Source organism: Clostridium sp. UBA7791 (assembly GCF_002480755.1).
GTDB classification, from domain to species: domain Bacteria; phylum Bacillota; class Clostridia; order Clostridiales; family Clostridiaceae; genus Clostridium_J; species Clostridium_J sulfidigenes.
Window position 1 is genome coordinate 405,035 of the sequence record NZ_DLCT01000003.1, and the last position, 24,544, is coordinate 429,578.

Below are 24,544 nucleotides of genomic sequence, written 5' to 3' on the forward strand. Positions count from 1 at the left end.
ATATTGCATATAGTATTTTTTAGTAAGGGGTTACGTTTAATTATATTCTATTTAAGTTCAAAAGATTGGCAGTCTGTACATTCAACTACTGTAGGATTTTGTTCATGAGTTCCTACTTTAATTTGATTTAATGTACAGTAGTTTTCGTTACGATTATTGTACTTGCAGTTGTTGATTGTACATTTAATAGATTCATTTTTTTCCATTTAAATTCACTCCTTAAAAAGTTTTTGTATTAACTACAAAGTTAGTATGGCTTTTATATTTGTTATTATTCCTTGTAATGTTTATTAAAAATATAAAAATTTATTTTGTAGTGTAATTAGAACCAAATTGAGAACGGCAGAATTCTATGAAATAGCCTTGAGGATGTAGACAAACAGGACAAGCTTTAGGAGCTTCCTTCCCTTCATATATATATCCACAATTAGTACAAAACCATTGAATTGATTCATCACGTCTAAATAAAGTCTCTTCTTCTAATTGCTTAGCAAAATAATTAAATCTATCTCCATGAATTTTTTCTACAGAAGCTATGTTGCTAAATAATGTAGAAATAGCATTAAACCCTTCTTCTTTAGCAATTTTAGAAAAATTACTATAAACATCATCGTATTCTTCATACTCATTGTGATGAGCAGCTTTTAACAATTTTAGAGTTGAATCATATAGGTCTACAGGATATGCACCATTTCCTATTTCTATATTATTTCCAGCTTCTTCTTTTAATTTTTGATAGAATTGATTAGCGTGAGCCATTTCTTGGTTTGCAGTATAATTAAATACTTGCTCAACTATGTAAAGTCCCTCTTTTTTTGCAAAGCTTGCAGCAATAGTATATCTATTTCTTGCTTGACTTTCACCAGCAAAGGATCTCATTAAATTAATGCGAGTTTCACTATCTTTAAAATTCATTTTTATTACCTCCAAATTTTTAAATCTTATTACTAAGTTTCCAAAAGTAGAGTAATTTTATTCATAACTTTTAAAAGTAAGTTAAAGCAAGAGTTAAATTGATACGAGAACATTATCAGAGTTAGCTTATATAAGTTGAAATAGTATGTACTTAGAATCTGATAAAGATAAAGAGAGTATGAAGTAGAATTAAATGTTAATACAGTAGGTATATGTACATTACTTCAATTTATAGACATTGATTTAAAATAGAGTGAAAGATATAATAAATCTATCTGTGGTTTTATATTTTCATAGCCCATGAAAATATGAAAAATTTACTGCTAAGGGACAAAAGTAGTAATTAAAAATTTCAGGGAAGGTAGGAATAATATGAAATTAAGTATTATTAAAAGGGATTCAAGAGTTAAAGACTTTGATATGGAGAGAATACATATAGCCATTAAAAAGGCTTATGAAGAAGTCCATGGAAATGACTTTGTGTTTAAAGAACATTGGAGTGACTTAGAAATTAACATAGAAAAAACTATTATAGAGTTAGGAAAAGAAGAGCTGTTTATTGAAGAAATTCAAGACATAGTAGTTAAGGCTTTAAATAATAAAGATAAAACTGTATCAAAGGCCTATGAAGATTATCGTGAAAAGCGTAGAATTGCAAGAGATACTAATGGTGATACATATAAAAAATTAGATAAGGTACTTCAATGCTCTGATATTATGAACTCCAATGCTAATGTGGACGAGCATAGTTTTGGTGGTCGTAAATTTGAAAGTGCAAATGTAATATTAAAAAGGTATACCCTAGATAAGGTAATAAAGCCTGAAATAGCAAGGGCACATATTGAAAATAGATTATACATACATGACTTAGATAGTTATGCTACGGGAATGCATAATTGTAGTTTCCCAGATATAAAGAAACTAGTTAACAATGGATTTATTACTAGAAATGGGGATGTAAGAGGAGCTAATGGACTATCTACAGCATTTCAATTAGTAGCAGTAATATTCCAAATACAAAGCCAAGAACAATTTGGAGGTACAGGAAGTTGCCATATAGATTATGATTTAGAAGAGCAGGTGGATATATCTTTCAAAAAGCATTTTTCTGATGCACTTTTTTACTTTGAAGATAAAGAATTAAGCTGGAAAGAGTTAGATTCTGAGATATGCGTAGAAAATAAAGAAGAGCTAAAGAAGAAATATCCTAAGCTAACAGCTTTTGCATTAAGAGAGTTAGATAGAGAGGGTATGCAATCAGCTCAAGGCTTATACCATAATCTGAATACACTAGAATCAAGACCAGGTTCCCAAGTACCATTTACATCTATAAATTTAGGAAGAAGAACTACAGTTGCTGGTAGGATGCTTACTAGATGGCTTATGCTTGCTAGTATAGATGGAATAGGAAAACATCATAAAACAAGTATATTCCCAATAGCAATCTTCCAATATAAAAAAGGGGTTAATGATACAGAAGAAACTCCAAATTATGACTTAAAGAAGTTAGCTATAGAATCTATGTCTAAAAGAATATATCCTAACTGGGTAAACTGTGATTGGAGTAAGAATGTAGAAGATTTAAGTAATCCGGATACAGCTATGGCAACTATGGGATGTAGAACCTTAGTTGGATTTGATAGACATGGTATGGGATATTCAAAGGTAGGAAGAGGAAATGTTACTCCAGTAACAATTAACTTGGTAAAAATAGGTATAAAACATGGGATATGTTTAGGAGAAAGAGAAGAAGCTAATCTTGAAGGTTTTTGGAATGAATTAAATGAGCTTTTAGAACTTTCAGCTACAGCCTTAGTAGATAGATTTAAATATATATGTTCACAAAGTGCTAAATCAGCCCCTTTCATGTATAGAAATAAAAGTATGTTAGGTGGAGAATATGACTCAGACACTTGTATTTATGATGTAATGAAACATGGAAGCCAAGCTATAGGATATGCAGGTATTGCAGAAATGTGTCAAGCTCTCTTTGGAAAAGATCATGGTGATGATAAGGATGTTCATAAGTTTGCATTATCGGTGGTAGAAAGAATTTCAAGGTTTGCAGAGGAAGCTTCAGAAAGATACAATTTAAACTTTGGTTGTTATGCAGCGCCAATTGAGTCTACTTGTGGAACTATAATAACAGGAAATAGAGAAATTAAAGGTTTAAGGGATGAATTTGGAATTATAAAAAATGTAACGGACAGGGAGTGGATAACTAATTCACATCACATACCAGTTTGGAAAAATATAGATGTATTTACTAAGTTACAACTTGAGGCTCCATTTACTAAGTACCCTACTTCAGGATGTATAACTTATGTAGAGTTAGATAGTTCAGTAGTAGAAAATCCAAAAGCAATAGAGCAAATCATAGATTATGCCTTTAGCTTAGACATTCCGTATTTAGCTTTCAATTTCCCTATAGATACTTGCTTAAAGTGTGGCTATCAAGGAGAATTTAATGATAGATGTCCAATTTGCCATAGCGAGGAAATAGAACAACTTAGAAGAGTTACAGGATATTTAACTACAGATTATCGCAACTTCAATAAAGCTAAGCAAGCTGAAGTTAAAGAAAGATTTAAACATAGTACTATAACTAAGCTATAGGAAGGAAAATAAAATTGATTGATACTATAAGATTAATAGGATATAATCCTTGTTCTTTAAATGAGGGAGTAGGTCTTAGGGAAGTATGCTATATAGCGGAATGCACTCATAAGTGTCCAGGATGCCAGAATGAAAAGTATTGGTATGAAGAGGGCGATTTATATAAAATAGATGAGGTTGTAGATAAGCTTACTAAAAATCCAATTACAGATATAACTATAAGTGGTGGAGATGGGCTAACTGTTCAGTATGAAAATACTCTAGAATTACTTAAGAGGTTAAAAGAAAAATGTAATAAAAATATATGGTTATATACAGGATATACTTGGGAGCAGTTATTTTCATTGAATAAAGCTGAAGTTTTAAAATATATAGATGTAATTGTAGATGGAAGATTTGAAATAAGCGAAAGGGATGTAACTCTAAAATTTCGAGGAAGTAGCTCACAAAGAATTATAGATGTTAAAGAAAGCCTTAGGGAAAATAATGTTAAAGAATTTAAGTTATAAAAATTAATATAAGAGCATTAGAAAGAGGAGAGACGCAATGAGAACAAGAGGATTTGAAATAGTTACAGATGAGAAAAGAAAGCATCCACAGGAAGACATACAGTTACCAACAAGGGGAAGCAAGCATGCTATAGCCTATGATATATATTCACCTATAGATGTAGTTATAGAGCCTATGGGTAAGCAATTAATATGGACAGATGTAAAGTCATATTTTCAACCAGGGGAAGCTTTGATTATTAATGTTAGAAGTTCTATGGGAAGTCATCCAGTTTTAATGGCTAATGCTCAAGGCTGGGTAGAGTGTGACTATTATAACAATCCTAAGAATGATGGAAATTTGGGAATAAATCTTTTAAATCTAGGAAAAGAGCCTTATATAATTAAAAAAGGTGATAGAATAGCTCAAGCTATGTTTATACCTTTCTTAGTAAGTGATAACTGTAATACTGAAGAGGAAAGAATTGGAGGTTTTGGTAGTACAGGTAAATAATAAGTTTTAATTGGTGTATTTATTCTTTAGAACAAGGGCACTATATTCTTAATCTTTTATTAACGCTTATAAAGGTAGGGATATGGCAAATGAAAAGAACTATGATAACAGTAGTAAGTTGGACTTTAATTATTTCAGCTATTTCTATGGTATATTTTTTTAACATTATTGAAAGAAAAGAAAATGAACCATTTGTAGAAGCTATGGTAAGTGATAATTTATTAGTTAATAATAAAATCATTGAGCATATAGGCTTAGCAGAAGAAGCTTTAAAGGAGTTCGGGGCTATGAGTAGTGAAGAAGCTGCAAAGCTTTGGGCAAAGGGAATGATGACTAGAAATGGAGTACTTCAATACGCTGTTATGAATAAGGAACTTCAGCAAGATTTTAAAAATCATCTTTCTAATGAAAATAATACATCATGGGTAACAGGGACTTCAAGTCCATGGATTACTAGCTATGAAATCATAGACCAAGTTGATGTAAGTAGCAAGGTTAAATTGCATAAGATAAAATTCAATTTAACTACAGCAGAGGGCAATGAGAAACCAGTCTATAACACATTAACTATAATGTACAATAATAATAAATGGGCTATTTCAAGTATAAGGTAGATTAACTTTGTAGATAAATATATTATAAAGAAGTTCTTATTTATGGCGATATATAAGAACTTCTTTTGTTTCGAGGTTTATTGTAGTAAATAAGCTTAAGAAATAGTATAATTGTGTAGCATAAGTTAATAATGTGGAAATAAACAATAAACTTAAGTATTAAATAAGTAATGTTGATATATAATTTAGAACATAGAAAAATTTAAAAAGTAAAATAAGGGAGACAATTATGAAAATAAAACTAAACTCCAATATTGCTAAAAGAACTATATCTAATATTATTGTAGTTTCAGTAGGGATTATACTGTTTTTTATAATAAAAAATCTAGGAGGTATTTTTAATAAAGTAGGAGAAGTAATTAAACTATTAATGCCATTTATATATGGTTTTTCTATGGCATATTTATTAGCTATACCATTAAAGTTTTTAGAAGATAAAGTTCTTAAATTTATGGACAAGAAAAATCAGTACAAAGCAAAAAGGTTTATTTCAATAACTATTACATATATATCTGCAGCTATATTAATTAGTATTGTATTTTCTATATTAGTTCCAGAGCTGAGTCGTAGCATATATACACTTTTAGAAAATATACCTGACTATATTAAGGCTCTAGAGGAATACATAAATAATATAGTTATAGCTTTAAATTTAAATGGTGATATGGTAGAAGATATAGTAAAAGATTTTAATAGCATATCTAAGTATATAACAAGTATTGCAGGCACAGCAGTGTTAGATTTATTCCAATTCTCTGCTAATATTACTCAATATATACTAAACATATTTATAGCAACAATTATATCTATTTACTTATTAGCAGGAAAAGAAAAATTTTTTGCACAGATTAAAAAATTCTTATATGCTATGTTACCGGAGAAACCTGTAAAATATGTAATAGAGCTCACTAGGTCTAGTCATAAAACTTTCATAGGTTTTCTTGGTGGTAAGTTGTTAGATTCATTAATTATAGGAATCATATGCTTTGTGGGTATGAAGATATTTAAAATGCCATATCCACTTCTTGTAAGCTTTATAATAGGAATAACTAACATTGTCCCGGTATTTGGACCATTTATAGGAGCAGTTCCTAGTGTTATAATTATATTTATTGCTAGTCCAATTAAGGCATTATGGTTTATATTATTTATTTTAGTGCTTCAACAGTTTGATGGAAATATATTAGGGCCTAAGATTTTAGGAAACTCCACAGGATTGACTGCATTTTGGGTAATGTTTGCCATACTTTTAGGAAATGGATTATTTGGAGTGGTAGGAATGATATTAGGAGTTCCAACATTTGCTGTGATTTATTCAATTATAGTAAGTGTAATTAATAATGTACTAAAGGAAAAGGGATTGCCAGTAGAAGCTAAGGAGTATGCAGCTCCAGAAAATAAAATTAAATTTTAGAAAATGTACATTAATATGTTGAGATATGAGGTAGATCTATATCTCAACATATTTTTATTTTATAGTCTTAAGTTTGTTACAAATTCTAGTAAAAAATAATCCATATTTCAATAATAATATAATGTTAAGAACACATTTCAAAATAATTACAGATATTAATATTGTTAATAAAGGAAATATGATGTATAATTTAACTGAAAATATAAAAATGAGGTGTTAATTATGGATTTTATGTCCTTTGAAGATGTTATAGCGAAAATTCAAGGTGTAACTCATAGTAAAGTAGTATATAATGAGGATGAAGTAGAAGAGGTTCATATAATTGCAAATACTACAAGATCACCTAAACAGATTGTAAGAGACATCGAATCAGCACTTCTTGCGATATTTAATTATAGAATAAATAGAAAATTAATTAGTATAGCTCAAATAGATACTGGGGAAACGAAGTCTATAAAGAGAATTAGATATGAAGGTATTTCTTTAGAAGTTAAAGATAATAACGTAAGATGTGAAATTAGATTAAATATGGATGATGATGAGTATACGTCTACGCAAACTGCAATTGGAACAAGTATTAATAGACTTAAGGTAGTAGCTAAAGCTACTGTGTCAGCTGTAGAAGAAATAATTGGACAAGTCTCTGTTTTTGATGTAGAGGATATAGTAGTAAATTCAATTAGAAATATATCCTATGTAACCGTTATTGTAAATATGATAAATGACATTGCAGAAGAAGTTCTAATAGGAACTGCCATTGTAAGAAATGATGTAAATGAGGCAATAGCAAAGGCCACTCTTGATGCAATAAACAGAAGAATAGAAAAATAGTTAAACTGGTTTAATGGCCGATTATATTTAAATTATATTTAAGTTTTATTTATCTTCCCTTAGCGGAGTGGAAATTATGACAGATTTTTAGCGGATCTTTGTTAATTTGCATATAAGGGGGATTTTATAATGAAAAACATGAAAAAAGTTATGCCAGCTTTAATAGCTTTACTAGCTTTAGCAATGGGTGGTGGTTCAACTATCACTTGGATATTTTAATAGTTAAGATTAATAAATAATCGGCCTTAAATATATCGGAGGAATAAGATGAATAATATATCTTTAAAACAAAAAAGATTTTTTATTTTAATTTATTTAGTTACTGTAATTTCTTTTGTAATTCCTATAATGAATGGGAAAATGGAAATTGAAGTTGGTAATTTTACAAATATTATAGTATTCATAATTTTAACAGCAATTACAGAATCATTTACAGTATCATTTAAGAATATGTCTTTTAGTACAAGTTTTGCTGTAACTATAGCTTCCTTTGTGTTATTTGGAACGTTTGAATGCATTATAATTCTTATATTAGGATTTTTATGTAGAGTAATTAAGGTTGATGAAAATATATATGGATATAAGTATAAACATGTATTTAATACTCCACTATATGGAACAATATTTAATTGTTGTGCGTTAATATTACCAGTTGTAGTTGGTAATTTTTTTTATAAAACCTTAGGTGGACAATTTAGTCTAAGCTTTATAGTTAGCAATATAGGACCATTGATAGTATTTTGTTTTGCTTTCATAATAGTTAATAGTTTAATAATGTCTATATTAATGTCTATAGTTACAAATAAGAATGTAGTATTCTGTTTTACGGGTAATATAAGAATGGGAATATTAAATTCTGTAGTTATGATTCCAATAGGAATTTTATTAGCACTAGTATTTATTAAGTATGGTTATTTAGGCATAGCATTCATAACATTTCCATTATTGTTAATTAGATATACTCTATTACTATATTCAGATTCAAAATCTCAGTTTATTGATACTGTTGAAGCCTTAATGAATGCAATTGATGCTAGGGATCAATATACAGAAGGACATTCTAGAAGAGTTGCAGAGATATCTGTAGCTATTGGAAAAGAGTTAAAATATAATCAGTGGAGTATTGAAGAATTAAATATAGCTGCTATGCTGCATGATGTTGGTAAAATTGGAGTTAGTGATGCTATTTTAAATAAACCAGGTAAGTTAACGGATGAGGAATTCGATGCAATAAAGGAACATCCGGAGATAGGAATTAAAATAATTAAGGATATTAAAAATATTGATTATGTTTATCCTGTAGTTAGAAACCATCATGAAAGGTATGACGGAAAAGGATATCCAGATGGTAAAAAAGGTGATGAATTACCTTTAAATGTTTACATAGTTCAACTAGCAGATACGGTGGATGCTATGGCATCTGATAGGCCTTATAGGAAAGGACTTTCGGAAAGTATTATTTTAGAGGAAATTAAAAAATATTCAGGTACTCAATTTCATCCTAAGGTGGCAGAAACTTATTTAAGAATTGTAGGAAAGAATGGTGGAAAGTTGCCTTAATATAATAATTAAAAATAATTTAACTTAAAATATTTTACATATATGGGGGATAGACATGTTCTTATTTTCAGTGATTCTTGGAGTAGTATTAGGATATTTGCTAAAAGGAAATATAGAAAATTTAAATAATCTCGAAATTAAAGGATGGTGGCTTATAGCCCTAGGGTTTTTAGTGGAATTTATAATGAAGATTTTTCTTAAATCAGGAAACCTTCAAATTGGAAGTTTAACTTATGTTTTAAATATAGTAATGTATAGTTGTATAATGGCATTTATATATATCAATAGAAAATATAAGATGATTTTAGTGATTGGGATAGGCTTTTTATTGAATATAGTGGTTATATTCGGAAATGGATGTACTATGCCTATTAGTACAAAGGCTATGGACATATTAAATGTAAGTGGACCAGTAGAAACTAAAGGTTTATATTCTATTATTAGTGGAGAAACAAAGTTTAAATTTCTAGCAGATGTAATACCATATAAGTTATGGAAGTATGGGGGTATAGCCAGTATTGGAGATATTATATTATCTATAGGTATCATTGGTATTATAGTAAAGGGAATGAAGCTTAGGGCAGATTAAAATAAATATAAAATTATATATTTAATGCTTATAGAACACCTTTTAGGTGTTTTTGCATATTACATAGAATAATAAAATATAATTGTTGAAGAAGAAAATAGGTATAAATTCAAGTAGTTTCAAGTAAAATTCAAGTTATATTAAAAAAAAGTGTATTGACTACAAATTAACAATAATATATATTTATACCATGGGTAAAAAAGGATTTACATAAAGTTATAACATAACTCAATTGAAAAAATTGATAAGGGGGAGGAAATATGGCGTTAAAGGTAAATAATCTTGCTAAGAGCTATGGTGATAAATTGGTAGTTGATAATTTAAGCTTTTCCATAGAAGAACCGGGAGTTTTTGGATTATTAGGAACTAATGGTGCAGGAAAAACTACTACCATAAGAATGATGCTAGGAATGTTGAAAAAAGATAATGGGACGATTACTTGGAATGAGAAACCGTATAATTCTAAAGAAGTTTCAACAGGATATTTAGCAGAAGAACGTGGTATATATTCAAAATTTACTGTGTTAGATCAATTAATATACTTTGGTGAGTTAAAAGGAATGACTCGCAAGGAGGCGTTAAAAAGTATTGAATATTGGCTTGAAAGATTAGAAGCTACTGAATATAGAGATAAAAGAGCAGAGCAATTATCTAAGGGTAATCAGCAGAAAATACAATTTATTGCAGCCTTAATATCTAATCCAGAAGTACTAATTTTAGATGAACCTTTAAGTGGACTTGATCCAGTAAATACAGATTTGTTTAAAGATATAATTAAGGAAGAAATAGCAAGAGGTAAATATATAATAATGTCAAGTCACCAAATGAGTACTATAGAAGAGTTTTGTGAGAATCTTGTTATACTTAATAAAGGCAAAACTGTGTTAAGTGGTAACTTAAAAGAGATTAAAAAATCTTATGGAAGAAATCACTTAATTTTAAGTTGTGATGGAGATATAAAAGAACTATTGGAAAAAGCTAATATGAAAATTTTAAATGAAAATCAAGATTATATAGAGTTAAGTATTAATAGTGAAGATGAAGCTACAAGTTTACTTAAAGAAATATTAAGTAGAAATATTCAAGTTATTAGATTTGAGCTTAGGGAACCAACTCTTCATGAAATATTTATTGAAAAGGTAGGTGAGTAGAATTGAGTATGGATAATTTCTGGAAGGTTACAAAATTCACTGTAGCTCAACAAGTTAAGGGTAAGGCATTTAAGATTTCTACCACCATAATATTGATAGCGGTGCTTATATTAACATCATTAGTAAACTTTATTCCTGCAATTTTTGGTAAGGATGATGACAGTAAAGAGGCAACTAATGGTAGCAAAGAAATTGGAATAGAGACTGCTTATTATATGAATGACTCTGACCTGAAGGTAGATTTAGAGTCAGGATTAAAAGTAGCTTTTCCAAATTTAAAATTAAAAAAGGCTACAGAAAGTAGAGAGGCTATATTAGAAAAACTTAAAACCTTAGAAGATAAGATGGTTTTAGTTTCTATTAGTAATGAAAACATAGGATATTACGTGGAGGTAATAACACCCACTAGTGATGCTGTGTCTTCAGAGGATGGACAAATACTAGCGGAAACTATATCTAGTATTTTAAATAATAGTAGATTAATTAAGGCTGGAGTATCACAAGAAGAGCTAGTAAAATTATCTACACCTATAAACACTCAAGTATTTACTGCAGGTGATGAGGATGATACCTTGGAAGATATGATAATAAAAATGGTATTTCCTATGGTAGCATGTATGCTACTATTCTATATAATTTATTTTTATGGATATTGGGTTGCCAGTTCTATAGTTGCAGAGAAAACCTCAAGAGTAATGGAATTATTACTTACATCAACTAAACCAATGGAACTTGTTGTAGGTAAGTGTGTTGGTATGGGATTCTTAGCAATAACTCAGTTTGCATCTATATTATTAACTGCCTATATATCCTTTGTAGGAAGTGGAGCTATAGTTAAGAAGTTTATAGATACATCTGCAAATATATTTGATATATCAGCAGTACTTGGAAAAATTCCGGTGATACAAGTGGTATTAATAATACTGTTCTTCATATTAGGATATGTATTGTATGCTATTATAAATGCTTTAGTTGGTGCAACTATAAGTAAGTTAGAAGATTTAAATACAGCTATAATGCCAGTATCATTTATTTCAATAATAGGTTTTTACCTAGCATATGCAGCAATAATGTCACCAGAATCAGTGATAGGAACCATTGCAACCTATGTACCATTTTCAGCACCATTTTATATACCATCTATGATTTTGTCAGAAACAATAGGTATAGTTCAGATGGGAGTTTCATTATTAATATTAATAGCAACAATTGTAGTGTTGACTCTATTTACAGCTAGGGTATACTCTGTAGTAATACTTCATACAGGTAATAGACTAAAAATAAAAGATCTATTCACCATATTTAATAACGAAAAATAGTATAAGGAAATTATAAGTTTAAAGCTAACTAAGAATAAAATTGTAAAAGATTATTCCTAGTTAGCTTATCTTATCTAAAGATAGTATGAGTAGAAGGTTCATTTTCTCCATATGGAGAATGCTCATTAGCTTTATTTTTAACACCTTCTTGGTATTTAGGGGATATTGGATCAGATTTTAGTGAAGTAGTTTTTTTATTTTTAGTTTTACAAGAATTTTTAGACATAATACTTCCTCCTTAATATAAGTAATATTATCATTTGTAGAATTACATAAAATAATACTAGTAATATATTGTATATATGGTAGTAGTGTTATAGTAAAAATTCATGTTATTGTATTATTTATCTAAGTCTAATTTATTTATAATATCATCATAGGTTGTCTTAGTATTCTTTGAATCTTTATAGTTAATGTAATAATGGGAAGGGCTTGAGTCCAATATGATTTCAATGAAGGGACCCTCTTTGCTAGCTAAGAATAGCTTAGCTTTAATATCATTCTCTAGACTATAATTTCCTTTTTGGATTCTACCCATACCTATGCCGCCTGTCCTAATATGAATTTTAGGCATTTCATCTACTAGGGAAACACTTTTTATTTTATCCTTTGGAATTGAAGCATTAACTCCACTAGATATTTTTATAGAAGTATCAGTGATTGTTACTTTAGTTGAGGAATAACCAATAGCCATTATAGGTATACAAGTTATCAGCATAATAAATATAACTATTACTAATACAATTTTTGTTTCTTTACTAGAGTTTGGATTATGGTCAAAGCGTTGACAATTATAAATAGAATACAGTAGTACAATTACAGTTAGAACTATAAAAATAGATAAAGAAATATTAAAAAAATAATTTAATATAAATCCGATAATATTCAAACTAGAGATAAAAAAGAATGTTTTACTCATATAATTTCCTAAGGCTTCAATTTCCACATTTGCTTTTTCTTCTTTATTCATAGTGTTGTATCCTGAGATTAGCCAATACCACTTTAATTTACTTATGCATATTCCAATACCAAAGAATAAGGATGCAATAATTAAAAGTACAATATTTATTCCCATATAGATTCCTCCTAAATACAGTATATTATATACAAATTATATGATTAGTTATGAAATATATCAAGAAAATAATGTAATAAATACAAAATATAAGAAGTGAAATTTAAAATGTATATGTTGAGTTAAAAAATATGTTAAATAAGTATTGACTATGTTTGTTGAGTATTATATTATTAAGAAAATTAAAATATTTATCCCAATAAGTATTAAAATTAAATTTAGATAATTAAGAGATGTTATTTAGGGTAGAGGAGCTTTTACCAAAAGTATTCTTGAGAAGTGGGCACACGATGATACAAGAAGAAAGGGGAGAAAAGCCGAAGAGAATAACCTGGCAAGGATATTCTCTGGGATAGTACAAAATATGTGCTATACTGCCACTATGAAAATAGTGGAGAGCTACAAAGTAACACCTGTTGTGTTCATAGTGAATTAAATTGAGCGTGACAAGGGTGTTCCTTTGTCCGCCTTTTTTTATTTTTGGTACATAAGTACCCAAATAAATATTACTCTCATAAACTTATAGTGGGGAGCTGAAAGGAGAATTTACTATGAACTTATTTGGAACAATGAATGTTAAAGAAAACAATCTTTTTGTGGGTGGAATTAATACTTTAGAGCTGGTTAAGAAATTTGGAACTCCTCTTTACGTCATGGATGAAGAGCAAATTAGAGATAACTGTAGAAGATATATGAAAGCTATGGGTGCAAAAATAAATGATAACAAAGTAGCCTATGCTGGAAAAGCATTTTTAACTAAGGCTATTGTTCAAGTTATGAAGAATGAAGGCCTATGCCTGGATGTTGTATCAGGAGGAGAAATTTACACTGCTATAGTCAGTGAATTTCCTATGGATAAAGTATATTTTCATGGAAATAATAAAACTATTGAAGAGATAAAACTAGGAATAAAAGCGGGTGTTGGAACCTTTATTGTGGACAATATGATGGAATTGGAGAATATTAATAATATATGTGAGGTTTATGGAAAAACTCAGGATATATTACTTAGAATAATTCCGGGAATTGAGGCACATACTCATGAATATATCAAGACTGGACAGATTGATTCTAAGTTTGGATTTACTCTTTTGGAGGATAATATATTTAGAGTAGTAAAGAGTATAAGTGAGCTTGAGAATATAAATTTAAAAGGACTTCACTGTCATATAGGATCGCAGATATTTGATATAGAACCATATAGAGAAGCTGTAAGGATTATGATTAATTTAATGAATAGTATTAATAATCATTTTGAAATTACTATGACAGAACTTAACCTAGGTGGAGGTTTTGGTATATATTATGGTGAAGGTGACGATCCCAAAACTATAGAGGAATATTGTGCTGGAATTTTAAATGAAGTAGAGAGTTGTAGTAGAAAATTACAGATGAAAAATCCTAATATAATAATAGAACCAGGTAGAAGTATAGTTGGAAATAGTGGAATCACTTTATATACTATTGGAGGAGTTAAAGAAATTCCTAATATTAAAAAATATGTATCTGTAGATGGGGGAATGACAGATAATATAAGACCATCATTATATAGTGCACAGTATCAAGGATTAATAGCCAATAATGTAGAAAATAATGAAGAAGCTATGGTTACTATTTCTGGTAAATGTTGTGAATCAGGAGATGTATTAATTAATGATATAAGTCTTCCAAAGGTAAAAAAAGGTGATATATTAGCAGTGCTTTCTACAGGAGCCTATTGCTATTCCATGAGTAGTAATTATAATAAGATTCCTAAGGCACCAGTGGTTTTAGTTGGAAAATTAGGACCAAGGCTCATATGTAAAAGAGAAACCTACGAAGATATGTTAAGAAATGAATTAGATTTAGACATTATATAGTAATTAATTTTAGCTTATAACAAGAGATACAGGTGAAAGGAAATGAAAATATAAAAAGGGAGTGATATAAACACGGGGATACTAAAAAAGTATCCTCGTGTTTATCACTCCTTTTTAGTTACCTACTGGGTGTTCAGTAGCGCTAGTATCTACAGTTACAGCAGAAGTTTTAGAAACTAATTTTCCATTTTTGCTTTTAAATATTTCAGTTGATATAATATAGTCCATTATATTGTTAATTTCTGTAGGTGATATACTATCTTTAACAGAGTTAACTGTAAGATTAAATTTATTTTCCGTTTCATCCTTAAAGGTCATAACTAATTTTTTTTCCATTATTAATCCTCCTTATTTTTTAGAATTATAATTATGAGAGAGTAGAAATTTTTTATCTTTAGCCTTCATTCAAAGTATAATCATCTAGTTTTTTAATTTCTGTAGGTTCACTTATTAGTACAGATCCAATTACTATGCCTAAATTGTAGACCTCTTCATCAGTAGCAGATCCACTTACCTTTGAAAACTTTTGACTTTGAATTTTCGGACTACCATCCTGGTTTTGCCCCTTTGTATATTTAATAACTAAGGCTGTATTATTTTTAGTATTTGTTATTGCCATAGTATCAACTCCTTTCAATGAACATATATGCATTTCAAGATAAAAGTGGAAAATAATTATAGAACTTTGAAATTTAGAAAGATAATATAGTAAAATTAAGAAGATGAATATTTAATAAGTCATTATTTAAAAATATATAGATAAGTGTATAGAGTGTTATAATAAGTGATTTGAATTTAGGAGGAAACAATGAAGAGAATTAGAGATTATGAAGTTACTGTAGGAAAATTACCAAGGGGAGAAAAAAATAAAATTACTGATGTAAAAGGAGTAAGGGTAGGTCATGTTACATTAAAAGATGGAGATGTAAACACAGGAGTAACAGCTATATTACCCCATGATGGAAATCTATTCAAGGATAAAGTATATGGAGCTGTTCACGTAATAAATGGTTTTGGAAAGACTGTAGGAACCATACAATTAGAGGAACTTGGAACAATTGAAACACCAATTATGCTTACAAATACTTTAAATGTGGGGACAGTAAGCCAAGGATTAGTCAGATATATGCTTTCAATAAACACTGATATAGGTGTTGAAACAGGAACTATTAACCCTATAGTTGGAGAATGTAATGATGGGTATCTAAATGATATTAGAGGACTTCATGTTAAAGAAGAGCACGTATTTGAAAGTATAAATAATGCATCTACAGATTTTTTAGAAGGAGCAGTAGGAGCAGGAACTGGAATGAGTTGCTTTGGGTATAAGGGTGGCATAGGATCTTCTTCTAGAAAAATAAATATAAAAGATGAAGAATATACACTAGGTGCATTGGTATTATCCAATTTTGGAATCAAGGAAGATTTTATACTTAATAACAATGATATAAAACCTATGTTATATGGGAATAATATAGGTGTAAATATAACTAATACAAACTGTAATATAGATAATTTGGAAAAGGGATCTATTATGATAATTTTAGCTACAGATGCTCCGCTATCACCAAGACAATTGAAAAGAGTGGCAAAGAGAAGTATTGTGGGTATAACAAGATTAGGTTCTTATCTTGGAAATGGAAGTGGTGATATAGCAATTGCTTTTAGTACAGCTAATAAAATTAAACATTATGAGGAATGTGTAACTAGTAAAGTTAATGTAATTAATGAAAATTATATCGACTTCTTTTTTAGAGCAGCTGCAGAAGCGGTAGAGGAGTCAGTTCTAAATTCTCTAATTACAGCCGACACAGTTATTGGTCGAAATGGAAATAGAAGAGATGGGTTATCTAAATCCTTAGATTAATAAACAGGATTGTATATAAGAATTAGAGTATAAGTCACTTAAAATTATTGACATGAAATATATTAAATGATAAATTATTTATAATAGGATTTATTTACACAGGAGATGGTTGTAGTGAAATACTTGTCAAATAGAAAATATGAACATCATCATAGATGCAAGGTCTTATAATTATGGTTTTAAAATTAAGCCATAGATAGGGCCTATTTGTGCGAGGGCAAATGTATCTATGGAGTTATTGAGTTTTATATCTCTAAGGATACTAGTTGTCTTTAGAGATTTTTTTATAGTATGAAAGCTTTAGATTTTCAGATAAATATTATATAAGTTTTATAAATTAAGGAGAGATTGATATGAGTACAAAAATAACAAAGCCTAGTATATTGCCAGGATTTATGGAGCTTACTCCAAGAGAGCAAGTAGCCTTTAATAATGTTTATGATGTCATTAGAAGAAATTATGAGTCTTTTGGATTTCTACCTATAGACACTCCTATAATTGAAAAAAGTGAAGTATTACTTGCTAAAACTGGTGGAGACACAGAAAAGCAAATATATACTTTAACTAAGGGTAGTACAGAGATGGCATTAAGATTTGACTTAACAGTACCACTTGCACGTTATGTAGCTCAACACATGGAAGAAATAGCCTTTCCATTTAAAAGATATCAAATTGGAAAAGTTTATAGAGGTGAGAGGAATCAGAGGGGTAGATTTAGAGAATTTTATCAGTGTGATGTAGATGTAATTGGAAATGGAGCATTAAGCATAGTAAATGATGCCCAGATTCCTAGTACTATATATAAAATATTTAAAGAGTTAGGCTTTGATAACTTTAAAATAAGAATTAATAATAGAAAAATCCTAGATGGATTTTTAAGAAGTTTAAATATAGATAATTATATAGAGGTATTAAGAGTTGTAGATAAAATTGAAAAGATTGGAGAAGCCAAGGTCAGAGAAGAATTAGAGGAATATATAAAAACCAGTGAAGGAATAGATGAGGTTATTAAATTTATAACTATAGAAGGTAGCAATGAGGAGAAGATTCAGTTCTTAAAAAATAGTTCAGTGACCAACGAAAGATTTTTAGAAGGTGTTGAAGAATTAGAAACTGTAAATAAGTATATAAAAGCTTTTGGAATTCCTGATAAAAATTATGTAGTTGACTTTAAGATAACTAGAGGATTAGATTATTATACTGGAACAGTATATGAAACATTCTTAGATGATTATCCAGAATTTGGTTCAGTGTGTTCAGGTGGTAGATATGATGATTTAGCCCAGTTTTATACGGATAAGAAGCTTCCTGGAGTTGGTATATCTATTGGATTAACAAGATTATTCTGGAGTTTTATGGAAAGTAATATTATAGATTTAGATAGTAATTCACTTATAGATGTTTTAGTGATACCAATGGATGAAGATTTTGATTATGGTATTGAAGTTTGTAATCAATTAAGAAAATCTAAAGTTAAGGTTGATATTTACCTTGAAGGTGGAAAGTTTGCTAAAAAAATGAAATATGCAAATAAATTAGCTATACCATATGTTATTATCATTGGAGAAGATGAGAAAACATCTAATAAAATACTTTTGAAAAATATGGAAAATGGTGAGCAACAATTAGTATCTACAGAAGAATGTATTTCAATTTTAAATAGTAGATAATTATAATGGTAGTATTAAAATCTAATAAATGATATAACATTTTTAGTATAAAAATGATTAGAGTCAATTAACTCTAATCATTTTTTATTTAAGTATTATTTAAATGCTTTTATATATGAAGACATTATGTATTCTCCAACTTTAAGATTATGTCCCCACTTTTCCTCATATTCATTAGGAACGGCTTTAGTAGTTATATTAATTTCTTTAAAACCTGAGTTTTTTAAGTATACTTCTAATTCTTCAACTGAAGAAGCACCGGTAACTCACCCACAATATAAAGATTCATCCGCCTTCATGTCCTCTGTAAGTTCCCTCATTAAAACTATATCAGAAATTGCAATACGTCCACCAGGTTTTAGAACTCTATATATTTCATCATAAACCCTTTGTTTATTTGGAGATAGATTTATAACACAGTTAGAAATAACTACATCTACAATGTTGTCTGCTACAGGTAAGTTTTCAATTTCGCCAAGTCTAAAATCTATATTTTTATAGCCGTTTTGAGAGGCTGCCATTCGAGCTTTTCTTAACATTTCATGAGTCATATCAACTCCAATTACAAAACCCGTAGGACCAACTTTTTTTGAAGCTAGAAAACAATCAAATCCACCGCCACTTCCCAAATCTAAAACAGTTTCATTAGGACTTAAGTTAGATATAGAAAGAGGATTACCACAGCCAAGTCCCATATTTACTCCTGAAGGTACAGAGTTTATTTCTTCTTCAGAGTACCCTATTTTATTTGAAATTTCTACTGCGGACTTTTTAAGAGATATTTTACTAGTGCTGCAGCAACTATTTTTATCTATCTTTCCGAGAGCTATGTTTTTATAGCTTTCACGAACAGCATTTTTTATTAGTAAGTTTTTATTTGGATTCATATAAAACTCTCCTTAATTATTTATTAAATAGTAGGGTAAGCAATAATTAGTATATTATGCATTTTATTATACTATATAAAATGGCTTATTTATACTTAGTAGTAGATAAAATGGATTAATATATAATAAATCAATGTGATTTTAAATCATAATTTGATTATAAAATCAATGAATATATAGTTAACAAAATATAAATTTTAAATAAAATTAAGAATAATTAGGTATACGAAGTTAAAATTTTTGTTATACTTTATTTTCGAAATAATGTAGATATTTGGATTATTATGGATTTACATGTTGAAAAAATATCAAATATATGGATAAAAAAACAATAAAAAGTATTTTTATGTAATAGAATAGTGTTTATGGAAGAAAAATCAGATAATTTTTTTATTGAAATAAATTCTTATACTGTTAATATATTCTTAAAAGTATATAAAATAATTAACATAAGTTAATAAGTTTATATACATATCATATAAGGTTAAGAAAATTATATATCAAGGGGGTAATTTAATGAACTTTAAAAAGGGCATATCTGTTGGACTAGCTCTATCTTTAGTGTTAGGTTCAACAATGACAGCGTTTGCTTCTCCTAATGAACTAGTTAAGTCTTTGGGAGAAAGTAAAGAAAAACTAATGGTATTACAGGCTCAGATAAAACAAGAGCCAGCACTTCAAACAATTAAAGACTCTGATGAAGTTAGAGTTATAGTAGAGTTAGACAGTGAGGCAGTACTTGAAAAGGCTACTAAAAAGGGGATAAAACTTGATGAAATGAGTAAATTTGAAGTTGGTAAACTTCAAAGCCAAGTTTTAAAAGAACAACGATCATTACAAAGTAAAATCAGTTCTAAAGGAATTAAATTTGAAGTTATAAATAGCTTTACTAATGTAGCTAATGGATTTAGTATGAAAACTACATTAGGACAAGCTAAAAATCTTGAAAGTATGGCTGGAATTAAGTCAGTTACTATTGCTAATGAATATGAAAGACCAGAGCCTATGATGAATAATAGTGGTGAAATCATAAAAACGGAGCAAACATGGGCTAGTGGATACAATGGAGAAGGTACAGTAGTAGCAGTTATTGATACTGGTGTGGATTCAACACATAAAGATATGGTTCTTACAGATAAAAATAAAGCTGAACTTCAAGCAGATGAAGTACAAGCTATATCTAAGGAAAAGAAATTACTAGGTACCTATAGAACCTCAAAGGTTCCTTATGGATACAACTACATGGATAATAATCAAGAAATCTTAGATTTAGGTCCAGATGCTTCAATGCATGGAATGCACGTTGCGGGAACAGTAGGAGCTAATGGAGATACTAGCAAGGCTGGAATTAAGGGAGTTGCTCCGGAAGCACAAATTCTTGCTATGAAGGTATTTGGTAATGACCCAGCTATGGCTTCTACTTTTGGTGATGTTATAGTTAAGGCTATAGATGATTCAGTACTTCTTGGCGCAGATGTTATTAATATGAGCTTAGGTTCAACGGCATCTTTTGTAGATGATACAGATTTAGAGCAAGTTGCAGTTAATAGAGCTGTAGATAATGGTGTAGTTATGGCAATATCAGCAGGAAACTCTAATGTGTTTGGAAATGGGCATGATAATCCATATGCTGAGAATCCTGATTACGGTGTTGTTGGTTCTCCAGGGTTAGCGACAGATTCTCTTCAAGTTGCATCTATAGAAAACAATGTTGTTACTGGATATGGACTAGAGTTTTCAATTGGTGGAGAAAAGAATATAGCTCCATATACTTCATCAGGAACAGATATTTTATCTGTATTTAAAGGGAAAGAACTTAAAGCTGTAGATTGTGGATTAGGCGGATTACCAGAACACTTCCCAGCAGAAGTAAAAGGTAATTTAGCTTTGATCGAGCGTGGTGGTTATAATTTTACAGATAAAATAGCTAATGCTGAAGCAGCAGGTGCTACTGCAGTTATAGTTTATAATAATGCTAGTGGTGGAGAAGGACTTATAAGCATGATGTATCCAGAGGGTGGTACAATTCCAGCGTTGTTTATAGGAAATTCATTTGGTGCTAAAATTGCTACACAACTAAAAACTTCAGAAGTTAAGGTTGTAGCAAATGGTAATACTATATCAGTTCCTAATACAGTTAAAGGAAGCATGTCAGATTTTACATCTTGGGGAACTACTCCAGATTTAGAGTTTAAACCTGAAATTACTGCACCTGGTGGTAATATATGGTCAACACTTAATAATAATAAATATGGAAACATGAGTGGTACATCTATGGCTTCACCACATGTAGCAGGTGGATCAGCATTAGTACTTCAAAGAGTAGATAAAGACTTTAAATTAACTGGTGAAGCAAGAGCTAAAATGGCTAAAAATTTAATGATGAGTACAGCCGTAGCTCATGTAGACAATGGAGCAAATCAGGCAGAAGGAATTGTTGCAGGACCCAACTATACATCACCTAGAAGACAGGGTGCTGGAATTATGGATCTTCAAGCGTCTACTACTACACCAGCTATAGTTACAGATACAACTACTGGTGAATGTAAGGTCAATTTAAAAGAAATTAAAGATAATAAAGCTACATTTACTATAGAAGTTCAGAACTTTAGTGACAAAGAATTAACTTATAATGTGGCAGGTACTGTTCAAACAGATTTAATGTATAAAGGATATACACTTTTAGAAGCACAAAATATAATTAATAAAGATACTAAAAAATTCCCAATATCTTTTAGTAATAATACAATTAAAGTAGCTAAAAATGGAAAAGCTCAACTTACTGCTACTGTGGATTTAAGCAATACTATAACAGCATTTAATAAAGCATCCATTGAAGATGTTTTTGTAAATGGTGGATATGTTGAGGGATTTGTAACTTTATCTGATCCTACAGATACAAACCCAACTTTAAGTATTCCATATCTAGGATTTAAGGGAGCATGGGATAAAGCTCCAGCTATAGATGCATCAATCTATGAAACAGAAAGAGCTTCTTTCTATGGAGTTACATCTATAGTAAATAGTGATTTAGATTTCCTAGGTGTAGATTTATCAGGTAAAAATACAGATGGTAATAAAGTTGCATTCTCACCAAATGGTGATGGTGCAAATGATGCAATATTACCTATTCTTTCTTACTTAAGAAATATGAAGGAATTGGATATAGAAGTATTAGATAAAGATGGAAAAGTTATAAGAAATTTAACTCAAGATTTCAATGTAAAAAAGCATTACCATGATGGAAAATACGATAAGTATAGTATCCGCAAAGATGCTACTTGGGATGGAACTGTTAACAATAAGGTAGTTGCAGATGGTGCATATACTTATAGAGTTAAAGCAAAAGTAGATTATGATAATGCTAAATGGCAAAACTTTGACTTTAAGGTAAATGTTGATACAAAGGCACCTGCAGTTAATAAAGTTAATTATGATAAAGATACTAAACAACTAGAAGTAATTGCAGAAGATAATAATAAGGGACATGTTTATAAATATGTACTTATTAGTGATGGTAAAGCAGTAGAAGAAAATGCAACAGGAAAATTTGATTTAAGCAAGTTAGATTATAAAAAGTGTTCTGTAGAAGTTTATGATTATGCACAAAATAAAACGTCTACTAAAGTAACAGAAGCAACTACAGGAGAATATAAGGAGCCTACAGGAGCAGCACAAGGAGATACTACAATTCCTACAGTGATGGTTGAAGGACCAGAATTCTTTGGAGTATCAAAGAGTGGTAAAGTAGTTGTTGAAGGTACCGTAAAGGATGCTTCAGCTATAGCAGAGTTTACTGTAAATGGAAAGAATGTACCATTAACCTTTGATACTCATAGTGGTCTTTGGAATTTCTCAACTGAAGTAGAATTAAAAGATGGATATCATAGCATTATGGTTGCTGCTAGAGATGCTGCAAATAATAAAATAGAATTTGCTCATAAAATATTTGTAGATACTACAGCACCAGTAGTTAACCTTGAAGGTGTACCATCTGAAACTACTAAAGATTCAGTAATTATTTCTGGTAAAATAAACGATAACCTACCAAGCTTAAAAGTTAAGGTAAATGGTAATGTTGTTAAAACAATAGCACCAGATTGGTCATACTTTAATGATTTAGAAAGTGCTAAATATGATTTAGCTTATGAAGTAAAATTAGCTGAAGGTGAAAATAAAATTTCTGTTGAAGCTATAGATGATGCAGGAAATACAACTGTTAAGGAAATAACTGTTAAAAAGGTTAAAAAGATTGTTGAGTCTACTGGTAGATTATATGGAAAAGATAGATATGCAACAGCAGTAGAAGTTAGTAAGACTGGTTGGAAAAAGTCTGATATGGCTGTAATAGCTAATGGAACAGCATATGCTGATGCTTTAGTAGCAGCACCTCTTGCAGCAAACTACGACGCACCAATACTATTAACTGAAGTTGGTAAATTAACTGAAGCTACAAAGACTGAATTAAAGAGATTAGGTGTTAAAACGGTTTATGTAGTAGGTGGAACAGGTGTTGTATCTGAAGCTACAGTTAAAGAGATGGCTAAGATGGGAATTGATGTAGTAAGATTAGGTGGAGCAAATAGATATGAAACTTCACTAGCAGTGGCTACACAGATAGATAGACAAAAGAATGTTGAAAATATCTATGTAGTAGGTGGATATGCTCCAGCAGATGCAGTAACTATTTCATCTAAAGCAGCTACAGATAAGACCCCAATAATATTAGTTGAGACTAAAAAGATTCCTGAGAAAGTATTATCATGGCTTAAAAATCAAAAACTTAAATCAGCTTATGTTATAGGTGGAGAAGGTGTAGTTAAGAACTCAGTTATGAAAGATTTAAATAAAATCACATCTGAGGATATAGCTAAAAATAGAATAGGAGGAGCAGATAGATACGAAACTAATGCATTAGTTATAGAAAAATTATTTGCAAAAGAGCAAAAAAATATGTATGTAACTGAAAGTATGAAGTTAGTAGATTCTCTAGTAGTTGCACCTCTAGCAGCTAAAACAGGTTCACCAGTTATAATAACTAATTCTAATTTATCTGATAAACAAAAGTCTTTAGCAGATAAGATGTTAGTTAAGAAAGTAGTAGAAGTGGGTGGAGAAGTTAGTAAAACTGCTGTGCAAGATTTAGCAAATAGAATAAATAATAAGTAAAATAAA

General features: G+C 29.7%; 21 protein-coding genes and 1 riboswitch. Of the genes, 14 read left to right on the plus strand and 7 right to left on the minus strand.

Features of this window, described 5'->3' with window-relative positions; genetic code table 11:
• Positions 1-47: 47 nt before the first annotated feature.
• On the minus strand, positions 48-206 hold the full coding sequence (locus tag B3Z56_RS03470) for a DUF1540 domain-containing protein (protein ID WP_346847494.1): 159 nt from the start codon (positions 204-206) through the stop codon (positions 48-50).
• Positions 207-306: 100 nt separating this feature from the next.
• A complete protein-coding gene (gene rbr, locus B3Z56_RS03475) occupies positions 307-915 on the minus strand; it encodes a rubrerythrin (RefSeq protein WP_346847493.1) in 609 nt (202 codons plus the stop codon).
• A 372-nt stretch (positions 916-1,287) separates the two neighbouring features.
• On the opposite strand from rbr, the gene nrdD reads away from it, so the two are divergent.
• The 10 genes from nrdD to B3Z56_RS03525 all read left to right on the plus strand — a co-directional run bounded on the left by nrdD (position 1,288) and on the right by B3Z56_RS03525 (position 12,011).
• A complete protein-coding gene (nrdD, locus tag B3Z56_RS03480; protein WP_346847492.1) occupies positions 1,288-3,531 on the plus strand; it encodes an anaerobic ribonucleoside-triphosphate reductase in 2,244 nt (747 codons plus the stop codon).
• 14 nt (positions 3,532-3,545) lie between these two features.
• Complete coding sequence (nrdG, locus tag B3Z56_RS03485) at positions 3,546-4,040, plus strand: anaerobic ribonucleoside-triphosphate reductase activating protein (RefSeq protein ID WP_346847491.1); 495 nt, start codon at positions 3,546-3,548, stop codon at positions 4,038-4,040.
• A gap of 37 nt (positions 4,041-4,077) precedes the next feature.
• Entirely contained in the window at positions 4,078-4,533 is a 456-nt protein-coding gene (locus B3Z56_RS03490) for a dUTP diphosphatase (protein ID WP_346847490.1), read from the plus strand.
• Between the two features lie 89 nt (positions 4,534-4,622).
• A complete protein-coding gene (locus B3Z56_RS03495; RefSeq protein ID WP_346847489.1) occupies positions 4,623-5,147 on the plus strand; it encodes a hypothetical protein in 525 nt (174 codons plus the stop codon).
• 229 nt (positions 5,148-5,376) lie between these two features.
• Positions 5,377-6,561, plus strand: coding sequence for an AI-2E family transporter (locus B3Z56_RS03500; RefSeq protein WP_346847488.1), 1,185 nt, complete (start codon positions 5,377-5,379; stop codon positions 6,559-6,561).
• 222 nt (positions 6,562-6,783) lie between these two features.
• Positions 6,784-7,392, plus strand: coding sequence for a hypothetical protein (locus B3Z56_RS03505; RefSeq protein WP_346876557.1), 609 nt, complete (start codon positions 6,784-6,786; stop codon positions 7,390-7,392).
• A gap of 267 nt (positions 7,393-7,659) precedes the next feature.
• Positions 7,660-8,952: an HD-GYP domain-containing protein gene (locus tag B3Z56_RS03510; protein WP_346847486.1), complete on the plus strand. Its 1,293-nt coding sequence runs from the start codon at positions 7,660-7,662 to the stop codon at positions 8,950-8,952.
• A gap of 55 nt (positions 8,953-9,007) precedes the next feature.
• Positions 9,008-9,541 carry a DUF5317 family protein gene (locus B3Z56_RS03515; protein WP_346847485.1) on the plus strand — a complete coding sequence of 178 codons (534 nt, stop codon included), beginning with the start codon at positions 9,008-9,010 and terminating at the stop codon, positions 9,539-9,541.
• A gap of 260 nt (positions 9,542-9,801) precedes the next feature.
• The gene (locus B3Z56_RS03520) at positions 9,802-10,692 is read left to right on the plus strand and encodes an ABC transporter ATP-binding protein (RefSeq protein WP_346878244.1); all 891 of its coding nucleotides are present in this window, start codon (positions 9,802-9,804) and stop codon (positions 10,690-10,692) included.
• 8 nt (positions 10,693-10,700) lie between these two features.
• Positions 10,701-12,011: an ABC transporter permease gene (locus B3Z56_RS03525; protein WP_346847483.1), complete on the plus strand. Its 1,311-nt coding sequence runs from the start codon at positions 10,701-10,703 to the stop codon at positions 12,009-12,011.
• A gap of 70 nt (positions 12,012-12,081) precedes the next feature.
• Here B3Z56_RS03525 and B3Z56_RS03530 read toward each other — a convergent pair whose 3' ends face one another.
• Together B3Z56_RS03530 and B3Z56_RS03535 are read right to left on the minus strand one after the other, a co-directional pair.
• Positions 12,082-12,237, minus strand: coding sequence for a hypothetical protein (locus B3Z56_RS03530; protein ID WP_346847482.1), 156 nt, complete (start codon positions 12,235-12,237; stop codon positions 12,082-12,084).
• 114 nt (positions 12,238-12,351) lie between these two features.
• Complete coding sequence (locus B3Z56_RS03535) at positions 12,352-13,086, minus strand: DUF3784 domain-containing protein (protein ID WP_346878245.1); 735 nt, start codon at positions 13,084-13,086, stop codon at positions 12,352-12,354.
• 238 nt (positions 13,087-13,324) lie between these two features.
• A riboswitch (Lysine riboswitch) is annotated at positions 13,325-13,496 on the plus strand.
• Positions 13,497-13,637: 141 nt separating this feature from the next.
• On the opposite strand from B3Z56_RS03535, the gene lysA reads away from it, so the two are divergent.
• Positions 13,638-14,945 carry a diaminopimelate decarboxylase gene (gene lysA, locus B3Z56_RS03540; RefSeq protein WP_346847480.1) on the plus strand — a complete coding sequence of 436 codons (1,308 nt, stop codon included), beginning with the start codon at positions 13,638-13,640 and terminating at the stop codon, positions 14,943-14,945.
• A gap of 114 nt (positions 14,946-15,059) precedes the next feature.
• On the opposite strand, the gene B3Z56_RS03545 is transcribed toward lysA, so the two are convergent.
• Together B3Z56_RS03545 and B3Z56_RS03550 are read right to left on the minus strand one after the other, a co-directional pair.
• On the minus strand, positions 15,060-15,281 hold the full coding sequence (locus B3Z56_RS03545) for a DUF2922 domain-containing protein (RefSeq protein WP_346878246.1): 222 nt from the start codon (positions 15,279-15,281) through the stop codon (positions 15,060-15,062).
• 58 nt (positions 15,282-15,339) lie between these two features.
• Positions 15,340-15,564 (minus strand): DUF1659 domain-containing protein, encoded by a 225-nt coding sequence (locus tag B3Z56_RS03550; RefSeq protein ID WP_150845717.1) that lies wholly within the window; start codon positions 15,562-15,564, stop codon positions 15,340-15,342.
• Positions 15,565-15,753: 189 nt separating this feature from the next.
• On the opposite strand from B3Z56_RS03550, the gene B3Z56_RS03555 reads away from it, so the two are divergent.
• Positions 15,754-16,812: a P1 family peptidase gene (locus tag B3Z56_RS03555; RefSeq protein ID WP_346876550.1), complete on the plus strand. Its 1,059-nt coding sequence runs from the start codon at positions 15,754-15,756 to the stop codon at positions 16,810-16,812.
• 353 nt (positions 16,813-17,165) lie between these two features.
• Positions 17,166-18,482, plus strand: coding sequence for a histidine--tRNA ligase (gene hisS / locus B3Z56_RS03560; protein WP_346847476.1), 1,317 nt, complete (start codon positions 17,166-17,168; stop codon positions 18,480-18,482).
• A 95-nt stretch (positions 18,483-18,577) separates the two neighbouring features.
• Here the strand turns inward: hisS and arsM are convergent, their stop codons facing one another.
• Positions 18,578-19,369: an arsenite methyltransferase gene (gene arsM, locus B3Z56_RS03565; protein ID WP_346876549.1), complete on the minus strand. Its 792-nt coding sequence runs from the start codon at positions 19,367-19,369 to the stop codon at positions 18,578-18,580.
• A gap of 516 nt (positions 19,370-19,885) precedes the next feature.
• Here arsM and B3Z56_RS03570 point away from each other — a divergent pair.
• Positions 19,886-24,538: a cell wall-binding repeat-containing protein gene (locus B3Z56_RS03570; protein WP_346878247.1), complete on the plus strand. Its 4,653-nt coding sequence runs from the start codon at positions 19,886-19,888 to the stop codon at positions 24,536-24,538.
• The last annotated feature ends 6 nt before the right edge of the window (positions 24,539-24,544 follow it).